The organism is Paenibacillus sp. FSL K6-1217 (assembly GCF_045040735.1).
Classification (GTDB): domain Bacteria; phylum Bacillota; class Bacilli; order Paenibacillales; family Paenibacillaceae; genus Paenibacillus_AQ.
Map to the genome: position 1 here is coordinate 7,038,989 of NZ_CP150271.1, position 13,992 is coordinate 7,052,980.

At 51.8% G+C, this 13,992-nt stretch carries 10 protein-coding genes; 9 read left to right on the forward strand and 1 reads right to left on the reverse strand.

All coding sequences use genetic code 11. From position 1 onward, the window contains the following. Positions 1-106: 106 nt before the first annotated feature. The gene (locus MHH28_RS30905) at positions 107-2,842 is read right to left on the reverse strand and encodes a tetratricopeptide repeat protein (RefSeq protein WP_405109213.1); all 2,736 of its coding nucleotides are present in this window, start codon (positions 2,840-2,842) and stop codon (positions 107-109) included. A gap of 474 nt (positions 2,843-3,316) precedes the next feature. On the opposite strand from MHH28_RS30905, the gene alaS reads away from it, so the two are divergent. The 9 genes from alaS to MHH28_RS30950 all read left to right on the forward strand — a co-directional run bounded on the left by alaS (position 3,317) and on the right by MHH28_RS30950 (position 13,892). Next, a complete protein-coding gene (gene alaS, locus MHH28_RS30910; protein ID WP_405117343.1) occupies positions 3,317-5,950 on the forward strand; it encodes an alanine--tRNA ligase in 2,634 nt (877 codons plus the stop codon). A gap of 337 nt (positions 5,951-6,287) precedes the next feature. Next, positions 6,288-6,563, forward strand: a complete 276-nt coding sequence (locus MHH28_RS30915) for an IreB family regulatory phosphoprotein (protein WP_036696603.1) — start codon at positions 6,288-6,290, stop codon at positions 6,561-6,563. Next, positions 6,563-6,979, forward strand: coding sequence for a Holliday junction resolvase RuvX (gene ruvX / locus MHH28_RS30920; protein ID WP_405117344.1), 417 nt, complete (start codon positions 6,563-6,565; stop codon positions 6,977-6,979). Before MHH28_RS30915 ends, ruvX begins: the two co-directional genes overlap by 1 nt. Before the next feature lie 13 nt (positions 6,980-6,992). Beyond that, positions 6,993-7,301 (forward strand): DUF1292 domain-containing protein, encoded by a 309-nt coding sequence (locus tag MHH28_RS30925; protein ID WP_036696606.1) that lies wholly within the window; start codon positions 6,993-6,995, stop codon positions 7,299-7,301. Next, positions 7,294-7,599 carry a DUF1292 domain-containing protein gene (locus MHH28_RS30930; RefSeq protein WP_405109218.1) on the forward strand — a complete coding sequence of 102 codons (306 nt, stop codon included), beginning with the start codon at positions 7,294-7,296 and terminating at the stop codon, positions 7,597-7,599. Before MHH28_RS30925 ends, MHH28_RS30930 begins: the two co-directional genes overlap by 8 nt. A gap of 202 nt (positions 7,600-7,801) precedes the next feature. Beyond that, on the forward strand, positions 7,802-8,827 hold the full coding sequence (gene mltG / locus MHH28_RS30935; RefSeq protein WP_405109220.1) for an endolytic transglycosylase MltG: 1,026 nt from the start codon (positions 7,802-7,804) through the stop codon (positions 8,825-8,827). 47 nt (positions 8,828-8,874) lie between these two features. Continuing rightward, positions 8,875-9,807: a peptidase U32 family protein gene (locus tag MHH28_RS30940; protein WP_405109223.1), complete on the forward strand. Its 933-nt coding sequence runs from the start codon at positions 8,875-8,877 to the stop codon at positions 9,805-9,807. A 258-nt stretch (positions 9,808-10,065) separates the two neighbouring features. Next, entirely contained in the window at positions 10,066-11,388 is a 1,323-nt protein-coding gene (locus MHH28_RS30945) for a U32 family peptidase (RefSeq protein ID WP_405109226.1), read from the forward strand. Between the two features lie 446 nt (positions 11,389-11,834). Then, the gene (locus MHH28_RS30950; protein ID WP_405109229.1) at positions 11,835-13,892 is read left to right on the forward strand and encodes a methyl-accepting chemotaxis protein; all 2,058 of its coding nucleotides are present in this window, start codon (positions 11,835-11,837) and stop codon (positions 13,890-13,892) included. Positions 13,893-13,992 lie beyond the last annotated feature (100 nt).

A 13,992-nucleotide genomic window follows, 5' to 3' on the forward strand; every position in this document is an offset into this window, starting at 1 on the left:
TAACCTTTTGAGGGGGATATCAGGGGCCTTACCGGGTCTGCAAAGGAGCGTTACACCAGAATGGACAATGGCCATTCTGGTGCCCCACCTTCGCACTCGCAGCACGTTAGTTTGAATCTAACTCCTCGTCCGAATCCGGCTTCGGATGAGAGAGCATCTCCTTGGCAGCTGCCACACCTTCTAGATCGAAGGCCTCCAACTTGCCCAGATAGGCTTCGTAGAGCTCGTCCAATTCCGGTGGGAGTGAAGCGCTGCCGGTTTGCGCGGTATAAGCAGCTCTTGCCACAAGAATCAAATCGGGCTGTTTGTTTATGAATTTTACTAATTTTTTCATGAATTTTTCTTCATTTTTATTTACTAAGGCTCTAGCAAGACATTCTACGGCATCATTCAATTCATTAAAATACTCATGGATAAGGGATTTATTCCAGAGTGAATCAGTATCTTTGGGTTCAAGCTCCAATGAAAGATTATAATCATCCATCGACTTTCTGTATAAGACTTCTTTATTAGCTTCATTTTCTTCCGTTTCAGCTTGCCCCTGAAGACAATAAGCTCTTTTAAAATATAGTTTCTTATTGTTTTTAAGAGATCTGCGTTTCCGTTCCTCGATCGCCTCACTTAATGAATGGATGGCTTTATCCAATATGGCATGAAAGTAAGTTAAGCTATTGTTGTCCTTTTTTAAGATCGGGAATAAATAAGAGCAAGAATTACCTAAGTTGCTATTATAAATATGATTCCAGTTCTCACTGGAGAGAGAATTTTCAATCGCCTTCTCATACATCGCGATAGCTTTCTCATACAACTTGATAATATCCTGTTCATCATATGGTTCCACCTTTTGAGATACTGCCTTATTATGAAAACAATTACCTATTAAATTATATTGGGAGGCAGTAATAAATTCTGATTTTGCTTGAGTCTCAGCATGACTGACAAATTGAATTGCCCTATCATACATTTTCTTATCCCAGCAAGCTCTCCCAACCTTAAACAACCACTCACTATCGACAATGCTGGATTCCAGCAGCAGTTTCCCTTTGGCCTCCAGCTTGTTCAGATCCGGCGGGTCCACATTAATGAGATCAATCATCTCTTCGGCAGTGGCCAGCAGCAGGTCTTCATTCTCATTCTCAGGAATCAGGTTAACCATGCCGTCTTCGGAAATGATCGCAATGACACATTCCTGTTCACCGCTATCCTTAAGCTTATGCAGATAGCGATGGGCAGAGTTGAAGCGGGCGCCGCGGCTGGGATCGCCGATGTCCGGTTTGGCATTGCCGTCCAGAATCACTCCTAACGCGTGGCACCGGGCTTGAGTATCGAAGTAGATAGCGCCGTCAATCGCTGTCAGAAATTTAACGTGATCCGGATGAATCGCTTTTTCCTCAATGGGCGTGGATTGTTTGCTTAAAGTGATAAGCTCCTGCTTGGCCGTATCGGGACTCGTAATAACGACCATAGTTCCGTGTTTCTGTTCCCTGGCCTTTCGGACAATCAGGTCCAGAGCTTCAATGCTGGATTGGTGGGCAGCAGTGGATTGATCCTTCCAGAATGTATTCTCCAGCAGCTTCATGAACCGTTCAGAGCTGTAGCCTTCTTCGCCCAGTCTGGGATTCTTGGAGCTTAAGGAAATCAGCTGCTGCTCCACCATGGCAAGATCTGAGCGGTAGTAGCGCTTGTCATTCTCTACAATGAGTTCCCCGCCTTTGGACAATTCAGCTTCGGTGTGAACCAGGACCAGCTTTAATTTGGATAAGCCGTTGAAATCCAGACGAACGGCAAGGGTGCTATGCTGCAGATTCCAGTTCACTTCGCCCAGTCCGTAAATATACCTATGGTCGGCAATGAGATACAGATCCTTATCCTCATTGGTCAGCTCCAGCAGCTTACGGATACGTTTGGCATCGTCCAGCAGAATCCGGCCCGTCTCCTTGAACCGGATGCTGAAGCGGATCAATCCCGGCAAATCGATGGCCTGGCTGTGCAGAAACAGGATGGAGCCGAACGGGCTTGCATTCTCATAGGGAAGGCTGGAGATCTCATCCATCTGCTCCATTAGGTTATGTATAGAATAATCAAACTTTAAGTCATTGTTGAATTCAGGAGCGTCAGCAGACTTATTGCTGAGGATGTACTCCTGCATTTTGCCAAAAAACAAACGTGACATTCTTCGGTTGAACAGCAGGGGGTCCTCATCGAAGCGGCTCTGGATCTTGTTGTCTTGCAGCGTAATTTCTCCCGTGGAATTCACCGAGAAATAGTTGCCGAAGAAATAGTCCAGCGACATCCGGAGGAACGAGAACTGAGGCCTGGAGAAGAATAGCTCCCGCGATACCGGATCCACATTCCTTATTTCTAATAGATAAGAAAGCATAACTTGTGTATTCTTGGCCCCGGCGTACCGTAAATGATTGGCATAGAGCAGCCGTGTATCTTCACTCTCTGGCTGCGCCTTGATCTCAACTTCCTCTTCTTTGTCCTCGGCATTCTTCTGTTTGTAATCCGCCGGGGGTTTGTAGCATTGTTGATCCAGAAAGCCCTTTAAGGCCTCCATTGTAGCGGGCAGATCGCCTTCAGCGGCTGGAAGAATACGCAGCTCGTCAAACACCCTCTGCAAGTCCACCTCCGGGAATATATCCTGGGCAACGCCAGGCTCACCATTGGAAGCGGGTACTGTTTTTTTGACACGAACGATTTTGATGAGCTCTTCATTGTTATCATACACGAGCGCATATAGCTTGAGGTGAATGCGTTTGTTCAGTTTCTTGAGCCATAGGTCCATATTCTTATAAATAATCTCATTGACCGTTGACAGTTCTTTTTTACTGATTTCCAAGGAAGCTCCCCCAGTTGCAGATGGAATGAATTGCTAAATAATAATTTGATTATATTCCGACTTGGTAAAGCTGTAAATCTCTTGATGAAGATTGACAGAACCCCACCCGCTGGCTATACTTGAAATGTTAAAAAGCAAATCGGACAAAGCGTTGATGAAAACAAGTACGCCGGAGAATGGCTTCACCAGAGAACAGGTTCCTTTGCGGATTCGCCGCATCGGGTGTGAGAACCTGGGAGACAGACCGGCTGAAAGCTAATTTCGGAGTGCGGGGACAATCCCGCCGGGGGCACCCGTTAACAGCCGCACAAGGCGATCGTCTGCAGTTGTCCGTCATTGACGGATCAAGGCGATAACCAGGGTGGTACCGCGATAATCATCGTCCCTGAATATATATTCAGGGGCGTTTTTTGTTTTTGATTTTTTGTATCCGGCCAGCGTGCCGCACTAATGAAGAGACAGGAGCTGTACATGATGAAAGCAAGTGAAATCCGTTCCAAATGGCTGCAGTTTTTTGAGAGCAAGAACCACCGTATTGAGCCGAGCGCATCGCTCGTGCCCCACAATGACCCTTCGCTGCTGTGGATTAACGCAGGTATGGCGCCGCTGAAGGCGTACTTTGACGGCCGGGAGATTCCTGAGAATCCACGCCTGACCAATTCGCAGAAATGTATCCGCACCAATGATATCGAGAACGTGGGCAAGACGCGCCGTCACCATACCTTTTTTGAGATGCTGGGTAACTTCTCCATCGGCGACTACTTCAAGGAAGAGGCCATTACCTGGGCTTGGGAATTCCTGACCGCCAAGGAGTGGATCGGCTTCGACGGCGACCGGATCTCTGTGACCGTGTATGCTGAGGACGAAGAAGCGTTCAAGCTGTGGAATGAAAAAGTCGGCCTGCCCGCAGAACGCATCATCAAGCTGGGCGATGAGAACTTCTGGGATATCGGCGAGGGCCCGTGCGGCCCGTGCTCGGAGATTTTCTATGACCGCGGGGAAGCGTACGGCAGTGATATGAGTGATCCGGAGATGTATCCGGGCGGCGAGAATGAGCGCTGGCTGGAGGTATGGAACCTCGTATTCTCGCAGTTCAACCATAATAAGGACGGCAGCTATACGCCGCTTCCCAACAAGAACATTGATACCGGTGCAGGGCTGGAGCGCTTCGCTTCCATTCTCCAGGATGTCGATTCCAACTTCGATACCGATCTGTTCCAGCCGATTATCCAGAAGACCGCCGGGCTTGCCGGGGTAACCTACAAGGATAATGTTGAACAGGATATCGCGCTAAAAGTCATTGCCGACCATGTACGTACCGTTACATTTGCAGTGGGTGATGGCGTGCTTCCTTCCAATGAAGGACGCGGCTATATTATCCGTCGTCTGCTCCGCCGCGCCGTACGCTACGGCAAGACGCTGGGACTGGACCGCCCGTTCCTGCATGAGCTGACCGAGACTGTTGGAGAGATTATGGGAGTATATTATCCTTCCGTGGTCGAGAACCGTGAATATATCGCCAAAATCATTCGTCTGGAAGAGGAACGCTTCCACGAAACGCTGTCCGATGGTCTGGCTATCCTGGGCGAGATCAGCGCCAAAGCCAAAGCGGACGGCCTGAGCACCATTGCCGGTGCCGATGCGTTCAAGCTCTATGACACGTATGGCTTCCCGTTTGACTTGACCGAGGACTTCGCGTCCGAGCAGGGGCTTGCCGTAGACCGCGAAGGCTTCGATGCCGCGATGCAGGAGCAGCGTGACCGTGCCAGAGCAGCCCGTCAAGACAGTGCCAGTATGAAAATCCAGGGCGGCGCACTGGCCGAGCTGACGGTTAAAAGTGAATTTGTTGGATATAATGACACGGTAACAGAGTCCAAGGTGCTGGCGATTGTCATTGACGGCGCACTTGTTGATGTCGTCAGTGAAGGCGCCGAATGCCAGGTCATTCTTGAAATGACTCCGTTCTATGCGGAAAGCGGCGGTCAGGTCAGCGACACCGGTGTTCTGACCGGCGGATCGGTGACAGCCAAGGTGAACGGCCTCTTCAAAGCGCCGCACGGACAGCATGTTCATCTGGTTACGGTGGAAGCAGGCGATCTGAAGGTAGGCGATACCGTCCGTGCTGAGGTGAACCGGGCGGAGCGTGAGGATATCGTGAAGAACCACACGGCCACCCATCTGCTGCACAAGGCACTGAAGGAAGTGCTGGGCAGCCATGTGAATCAGGCAGGCTCTTTAGTAGAAGGCTCACGCCTGCGGTTTGACTTCTCGCATTTCGGTGCGATCACGCCGGAGGAGCTCAGCGATATCGAGCAGCGCGTGAACGCCCAGATCTGGCGCAGCCTTCCTGTAGTCATTGAGAATAAGCCGATTGATGAAGCCAAGGCCATGGGAGCAATGGCCCTTTTCGGAGAGAAATACGGCAATGTGGTCCGTGTCGTTCAAGTCGGCGACTACAGCCTGGAGCTGTGCGGCGGATGCCATGTGTCGAATACAGCGCAGATCGGAATCTTCAAGCTGCTCAGTGAGAGCGGCATCGGTTCCGGGGTGCGCCGGATTGAAGCTGTGACTGGCCGTTACGCTTATCAGTTCACGGAGAGCCAGCTGGACCTGCTGAAGCAATCGGCAGCCCTGCTCAAATCTTCGCTGACCGATGTGCCGAAGCGGATCGAAGCCCTGCATGCCCAGGTACGCGAGTTGGGCCGTGAGAATGAATCGCTCCAGTCCAAGCTGAGCGCCACCACTGCAGCTGAGCTGACCGGCAGTGTAATCACAGTAGGCGGAGGAACACAGCTCCTGGCTGTCTCCGTACAAGCCGGCAATATTGACGCTTTGCGCTCGACGGCAGACGAACTGAAGTCCAAGCTCCCGGATGCTATACTGGTGCTCGGTGCTGCGATGGATGACAAGGTGAACTTCGTGGTCGCTGTGCCTCAGGAGCTGGTGAAGAAGGGCTTCCACGCCGGCAAGCTGGTGAAGGAGATCGCTGCTGTGTGCGGCGGCGGCGGCGGCGGACGTCCGGATATGGCACAGGCCGGAGGCAAGGACGCTTCCAAGCTGGGCGATGCCCTCAAGAAGGCTGAGGAACTGGTAGCCGCACAGGCTTAAGCGGTATGCAGTAACCCCGTCTGTAAGAAACTGTGGATTTCTATCAAGGGTTGGGAAGCAGCGGTGCTGGGGGCATTTTCCCAGTGCCGCTGCTTTATTCACAAAATGTATATTTTTTGGGGTTATTCATTATTGACCCTGGGCTTGCAATAGCTTAAAACCCAAAAAAACATCTATTTTTGTAGACAAAATGCCAAAAAAAGCGCTTTAACCAAGGGAGGATTTCCTCGTTGGGGCATGAATATGTTATGATGAGGGCAGCAAGTGAGCTGTACAGCAGCAACTTTGCGAAGCCGCCCGAACCCGAGGTGATTTTGCAGAAGGAAGGTGTCACCACATGGACTCCATGGACAAAACGGTCAAATTCAATGTGAAGGGCGACGAAAAGGAAGCCTCTCCCCAGGAAATTCTGCTCGCCGTGTACGACGCGCTGGTGGAGAAAGAATATCATCCGATCAATCAGATCGTAGGGTATCTTCTTTCAGGAGATCCGGCTTACATTCCACGCCACAACAATGCGAGAAGTTTGGTCCGGAGGAAAGAGCGTGATGAGCTGATTGAAGAACTGGTCCGTTTCTATCTGGCTAATCATCGGGTGGACCAGCCCAAATGATGAAGAAGCTGGGACTGGATTACGGCGACCGCAGAATCGGTGTCGCCACAAGTGATATTTTCGGATGGACAGCACAGTCTCTGGAGACCATTGAGCGGCGCGGTAACGGTAATGAATTCGACCGCATCGGTGAGCTGGTCAAGGAGCACGAAATCGGCGAGATTGTTGTCGGGCTGCCGAAGAACATGAATGGCTCCGTAGGACCCCGTGGTGAAATTTGCATCGAATTCGCAGATAAGCTGCGGGAGCAATTCGATTTACCCGTACACCTTTGGGATGAGCGTCTGACGACGGTATCTGCTGAGCGGGTGCTGATAGACGGGGACGTCAGCCGTAAGAAACGCAAGGGGCTTGTGGACAAAATGGCCGCAGCGCTGATTTTGCAAAATTTTTTGGATGCTAACAGTAAAAGGTGAGGGGTGTGCGGATATGACAAACGAACAGATCGGCCAAGAAGAGGAACCGGAAATTATCTATATTCCCGATGAGGAAGGTAATGAAGAGGAATTCGAGGTCATCATGAAGTTTGAAGTGGACGGATCGGATGCCAAGTATATGATGGTGGTTCCGCTCGATTCCGAGGATGAGGAGACAGATGAGGTCTACGCGTTCCGCTACGAGGAAGACGGCGACGATCTGCAGCTCTTCATGATTGAGAACGACGAGGAATGGGCCATCGTAGAGGAGACCTTCAATACTTTGGTTGACGAGCTGGATGGAGGAGCAGAGAATGACTGATTTTTCCGCTGAACAGGCGGTATGGACTTCTAAGCTCAAGGAAGTATATGGAGAAACAGTAGAACTGGAGGATGAGCAGGGCAAATCTTCCGTTTACGATATTATTGCAGAATTTGCTGTGGGTGACCGTGCTTATGCCGTTCTGGGCGGATCGGGAAGAGCTGCGGAGCAGGAAATTCTGCGCATCGTAGTTTCTCCGGACGGACTTCCAGAGCTGGAGAGCATTACGGACGATGAAGAGTGGGAGGATGTTTCCGAGCTGTACGACGAGCTCACCTTCCCCGCTGATAGCGAGTAAGCGTCTGCAGCAACTTCATATAGGGCATACGGAAGAGGGCGGATTTTTTCCGCGCTCTTTTTGCTTATGATGGCACTAAAGTGACTTTCAGTCTGCATGAAAAAAGCTTATGCTATAAAAATAAGTTGAATTTTGAACAATACAATTTTATACTTTATAGTCGGAAAGTGAGGCGTAACATTTGAAAGCCGTAATCCGCACTGTGCTTATCTTAATTCTGGTCCTGGCTGCTGCCGCAGGAGGAGGAGCATGGTACATCTGGAATGGAATGCAGCCGGTAGAGCCCGGAGGGCCGGCCGTAACGGTTACGATAGAGAAGGGTATGGGAAGCTCGCAAATTGCCGACCTGCTGGAGCAGGAGGGCATTATCAAGCACAGTCTGTTCTTCAAGGGGTATCTGAAATGGGTCCAGGAAGGCTCCAGCTTCAAGGCGGGCACGTATCAGGTAAGCCCCGGCGACTCCTATGACACGCTGATCAGCCGGATGAATGCCGGAGATGTCGTGAAGGAAGCCACGGTTACCTTTACCATTCCTGAAGGGTATACAGCGGTCCAGGTGGCAGAGAAGCTGGCCGCTGCATGGAATCAGAAGCCTGAAGTGTTCCTGAAGCTGATCGATTCCGGCACAGGTCTGGAAGCTGTAAGCAAGCTGGAGATTCCGGACAACCCGCTGCTGCGCCACCGGCTGGAGGGGTATCTGTTCCCCGAGACCTATGAACTGGCCAAGGACAGCACTCCGCAGGAAGTCATTGAGGCGATGCTGAACCAACTCGTCCAAAAGCTGGATACGATTCCTGAGTGGAAGGCCAAGCTGGCGAACCGCGGCCTCTCCCTGCATGAGCTGCTGACTGTTGCTTCACTGGTGGAGCGTGAGGTTGTAGTAGACAAGGAACGTCCGCTGGTGGCCGGTATTATCTATAACCGGCTGGATAAGGAACAGAAGCTGGAGATCGACGCTACCGTCCAGTACTTGCTGGACAAGCAGAAGGAACGGCTGTATGAGAAGGATCTGAAGGTAGACAGTCCTTATAATACGTATAAGCAGGCCGGCCTGCCGCCCGGACCGATCAGCAGCCCCGGGCTGGCGTCGATTGAAGCCGCCATGACGCCGGAAGTCTCGGACTATTTCTTCTATGTGACCAAGAAAGACGGCTCACAGGGACATTTATTTGCCAGAACCTACAAGGAACATTTAGCCAATATTCAAAAAAGCAAACAAAATCCGTAAGAACCCGCTACAATAGTAAGGATGAGCAATGCACAGGAGGTAACACGATGAATAACACACCGGAGCTGCTGGCAACAGCGGCTTCTCTGGAAGAAGCGGCGGCGCTGCTGGATGCAGGGGCGAATGCGCTGCTGGTCGGCGATGACCGCTTTGGTATGCGTCTTGCCGGACATTTTACACTAGAGGATACGGCAGCAGTGGTTAAGCTGGCTCATGCCCGGGGCGGCAAGGTATATGTAAGCATCAATGGACTGATTCCCAATACCATGCTGGAGGAGCTTCCGGCTTATGTGAAGGCGATCGGCGAGCTGGGAGTGGATGGGGTAGAGTTCGGTGATCCCGCCGTACTGGCGGCCGTCAAAGCTGAAGCGCCTGGAATGAAGCTGCATTGGAATGCGGAAATGACCTCGACCAACTATGCTACAGCCAATTATTGGGGCCGCAAGGGAGCTACGCGGGTCGTTCTTGCACGTGAGCTGAATATGGATGAGATGACCGAAATGGTCCCTAACCTTGAGGTGGAAGCCCAGGTACAGGTGCACGGCATGACGAATATCTACCATTCCAAGCGCAAGCTGGTAGCAAGCTATATGTCGCACCAGGGCCGTCCAAGCGATGGCGGAAGCCTGGGTAAGGAGCGCGGGCTGTTCCTGATTGAAGCGGAGCGTCCGAATGAGAAGTTCCCGATCTATGAAGATGAGAATGGAACGCATATTATGAGCTCGGATGATATCTGCATTCTGGAGGATCTCCATTTCCTGCTTAAGGCTGGCGTACACAGTCTGAAGATAGAAGGTCTCCTGAAGCCCGCTTCCTATAACGTGGCTGTGGTTAAGGCTTACCGTCATGCCATGGACGTCTATGCCGCTGATCCGGCTGAATATGCGTTCGAGGAATCCTGGCTGGACGAGGTCCGGGCCTTGCAGGACCCGGAGCGTGAGCTGTCGTTCGGCTTCTTCTACAAAGAGCAGGTATATTAATATAAAAGGTTTTGTCTCAGCTCTTTAAAATGGGTTGATAAAATTACCATCCAGATGGAAGCAGCGGAGGGGAATTTGGACTGTAGGAGCGATAGCGTCCGCCTTTAGGTTTGGATTTCAACTGCGGACCGCAGCTTAAATGAAGAAATCCAAACCTAACAGCGGCCGAAGGTCCAAATTCACCGCAGCAGCGTTTGTCATCAGGGTGTAAGCTTCTCTAGCCTTTTAACAAGATGAGACACAGAAAGGAGAACAGGAATGGGAACTATGACGAAGCCCCAGTTCAAGGGCAAGCGTTACCGTCTGGACAGACCGGAGCTCCTGGCTCCGGCAGGGAATCTGGAGAAATTGAAATTCGCCGTGCACTATGGCGCGGATGCAGTCTATATCGGAGGCCAGAAATACGGCCTGCGATCAGGAGCGGATAACTTCACCTTCGAGGAGATGCGCGAAGGCGTTGAATTTGCCAAGAAATACGGTGCCAAAGTATTCGTAGCCACCAATATCTATGCCCACAATGAAGATATCGCGGGGATTGAAGAATACCTGCGTAATTTATATGAGGCCGGAATCGCAGCGATAATCGTAGCAGATCCGGTAATTGTTGATACCGCCTTGCGTCTGGTTCCGGGTCTTGAGGTGCACCTAAGCACCCAGCAGTCTACACTCAACTGGCAGGCCGTTTCGTTCTGGAAGCAAGAAGGACTGCCGCGTGTCGTATTGGGCCGGGAGACCAGCCTGGAGGAGATTGCCGAGATCAAGCAGCATGTGGATATTGAGATTGAGAGCTTCATCCATGGGGCCATGTGCTCCTCGTACTCCGGGCGTTGCGTGTTGTCCAACCACTTCACCGACCGTGACTCCAACCGCGGGGGCTGCTGCCAATCCTGCCGCTGGAAGTACGATTTGTTCGAAGATGCCCGTCCCGAAGGGAACTGGGTATCGGAAGAGGATCAGGCAGAAGCGCCGCAGGCCTTGCAGCCTGGAGTCACCCAGCTTCCGCTGCATCAGCCCGAGGATAACCCGTTCACCATGGGCTCGAAGGACCTGTGCATGCTGGAGAGTATTCCTGACCTGATTGAAGCCGGAATCGACAGCTTCAAGATTGAAGGCCGGATGAAATCGATCCACTACGTAGCTACAGTAGTGAATGCCTACCGCAAAGCCATAGATGCTTATATGGCCGATCCTGAAGGGTATGTGCTGAAGCCCGAATGGCTGGAGGAGCTGCAGAAGGCGGCGAACCGTCCGCTGAATACCGGCTTCTTCTACGACACACCGGACCATGAGGACCATATCTATGAGCCGGAAGAGAAGGCGGCTCCGTATGATTTCGCAGGTCTGGTGCTGGAATACGATGCAGAGAGCGGGACAGCGCTCGTTCAGCAGCGCAATAACTTCAAGCCGGGGCAGGAAGTCGAGTTCTTCGGCCCGGATGATACCTTCTTCAAGCAGACCGTTGGAGAGCTGTGGGATGAGGCCGGCAATCCGCTGGATGTGGCCCGTCACCCGCTTCAGCGCGTGCGGATGAAGGTGGACCAGCCTGTTGCCTATTTCGATATGATGCGCAAGAGAAAATAGCAGCATTACAAATTAAGGGATGTCCGTTTACACAAGGGCATTTCTTTTTTTTGTATGTAAACCTCGAAGCTGCAACCTCACGTTGCGGGGGGAGACTTGAGCCAAATTACTTATGCAATTCGACAAAAATAAATGAATATTGAAGCAATTTGCAAATAATGCTAAGAAAAATGAGACTTTGTGCCGATATATAGGGCAGGTAACGCTTACATAAGTCTTCCATTCTAAGGGATAGGCAGGTGATGGTTATGGGGGCTCCCAATTCGGATGACAAGACAGATAAACAGAAGGAGAGTAGGATAAAAGTGGCAAAAAACAGTAAAAAGTCAAAGGATACACCAAAAGCTAAGGCCGGAAAGACAGAGGTTTCACAGGCAGCAGGCAAAACGGCAGAAAAGAAAACGTATAAAAGTGTATTGAACGGCTCACTACGCCAGGTGAAAAGGGTGAACCCGACAAAATCCGTTGGGGTTAAGCTGTTCCTGATCTTCTTATCCTCTATTGTGGTGGTTGTCCTGTTCTTGGGACTTCTGTCTTACAACAAAGCTAAGACTACAATTAAAGAAAATGTGTCCGAAGCCAACCGGCAGACGATTATTCAGACCTCGGAGAAGCTGGACATTACCTTGAAGCAGTATGAGAATCTGGCACTGCAGTTATACTTCGATACCCAGATGCAGGCGAATCTGACAGAGCTGTCTTCGGCGAAGAGCAGCTACGATAAGTTCGTGGCTACCGATGCGATCAGCAAGAAGCTGTCCAGCCAGACTACAACGGATGCCAATATAGTCGCCATCTCACTCATTCCCGAGGACCCGGAGATGGGGATTGTCTCCAGCGGAAGCACCGGCCTGGCCGGCGATGATGTGAGAGCACAGGAATGGTACAAGACCGTGGTCAAGAATTCAAGCTCATATGAGCCTTATTATACGACAGAAGGCAAATCCGCACAGAACTACTGGTTCCCTACGGCCGTTGAGGGCAGCGGCGGCAAGAATCTGGCTATGGTCAGAACGCTCAAGAATCTGGGCTCCAACGCCTCTTATGTAGTTATGCTGGAGCTTAAGAGCACTCTTCTGGAAGAAGCCTTCAAGAGTGTGGAGCTTGGGGATGGCTCGCGGATTCAGCTCGTTGCCCCGGATGGAACGGTAGTAGCTTCCTCGAAGCCTGAAGAGGACGGCAAGGCCTCCACACTGAGCTTCATCAAGGACAGCAAAGCGGACAATGACAGCAAGGAAGCTGAGGATGAGAGCGGAGAGGATATCCTGGCCGTGTACAACCCGATGCAGAAGGCAGACTGGAAGCTTGCAGGTGTAGTGCCTACCGGACAGCTGGTTGAAGCGGCCACTCCGATTCTGGTAACCACCTTTATTGCTGCGGGAGCGGCAGCTCTGCTGGCCATGGTGGTCGGCTTCTGGATGGTCCAGCTGATTGCCAAGCCGCTGGCGCGCCTGAAGGACCTGATGCTGCAAGGAGCCGAAGGCAACCTGAGTGTCCGTACCCAGTATGTCTCGCAGGATGAGATCGGCCAGCTGTCGGCCTCCTTCAATATGATGATGGGTAAGATTACGGAGCTGGTTGCCCAGACTTCAGATACAGCCCGCGAAGTCCTGGAGACAGCGGGTGAACTGGGGGATGCTTCGCGCAAGACGGCAATCTCCGCCAAGGAGATCGCTGCGGCCACGGAAGAGATTGCCGGCGGTGCCGGAAGCCTGGCCCAGGAAGCCGAGCGCGGCAATGAGCTGACAGATCTGATTGCCACGCAGATGCAGAGTGTAATTGCCGCCAATTCCGAGATGGATCAGGCAGCCCGCGGAGTTGGGGAAGCCAGCGGACAGGGTGCTGTACAGCTGGAAGAGCTGCTGAATCAGACCGGACGCACCGGCGAGATGACCTCTGCGCTGGTGGATAGAGTCAACAACCTTAAGGAAACGGTGTATTCCGTAATCAAGGTGCTGGATGTGATGAAGAATATTACCCAGCAGACAAATATTCTGTCCCTCAATGCAACGATTGAAGCGGCGCGAGCAGGCGAAGCCGGCCGTGGCTTCATGGTCGTAGCAGGGGAGGTCCGGCAGCTTGCCGACCAGTCCAAGCAGTCCATTGCCTTGGTCGCAGGAATTACCGATAAGATTGTGGCTGAGATGGACGAGACGGTAACTGTATTGTCGCAAGTGGCTCCGCTGTTCAAGGAACAGATGGTCTCCGTGAAGAGTACCAGTGAGATCTTCGTATCCGTGAAGGGGCAGATGGAAGACTTCATTACGAGTCTGGAGTCTGTAACCGGGGCCATCGACAGTCTGAACCATTCGCAGGGTGTGCTGTCTGAAGCGATGGGGAATGTGAGCGCCGTAGCACAGCAATCCTCGGCAACCTCCGAAGAAGTAGCTTCACTCAGCAGTGAGCAGCAGAATGTCAGCGACCACCTCGTAGCCTTGTCGAATAAGCTGCAAGGGGCTTCCACACAGCTGGAGAGCAAGCTGTCGCTGTTTACGATCAAATAATGTTCAGAACCGTTTTTTAGATTCGGATTCTAGGGCGTCACGCAAGCCGATATTTGGCTGCGTGGCGCCCTTTTCAGCATAGCTGGACTTGTGGGGGGGA

Coding starts and splice junctions, on each gene's coding strand:
- alaS (WP_405117343.1), top strand. CDS start 3,317: ATGAAAGCAAGTGAAATCCGTTCCAAATGGCTGCAGTTTTTTGAGAGC.
- MHH28_RS30915 (WP_036696603.1), top strand. CDS start 6,288: ATGGACTCCATGGACAAAACGGTCAAATTCAATGTGAAGGGCGACGAA.
- ruvX (WP_405117344.1), top strand. CDS start 6,563: ATGAAGAAGCTGGGACTGGATTACGGCGACCGCAGAATCGGTGTCGCC.
- MHH28_RS30925 (WP_036696606.1), top strand. CDS start 6,993: ATGACAAACGAACAGATCGGCCAAGAAGAGGAACCGGAAATTATCTAT.
- MHH28_RS30930 (WP_405109218.1), top strand. CDS start 7,294: ATGACTGATTTTTCCGCTGAACAGGCGGTATGGACTTCTAAGCTCAAG.
- MHH28_RS30940 (WP_405109223.1), top strand. CDS start 8,875: ATGAATAACACACCGGAGCTGCTGGCAACAGCGGCTTCTCTGGAAGAA.
- MHH28_RS30945 (WP_405109226.1), top strand. CDS start 10,066: ATGGGAACTATGACGAAGCCCCAGTTCAAGGGCAAGCGTTACCGTCTG.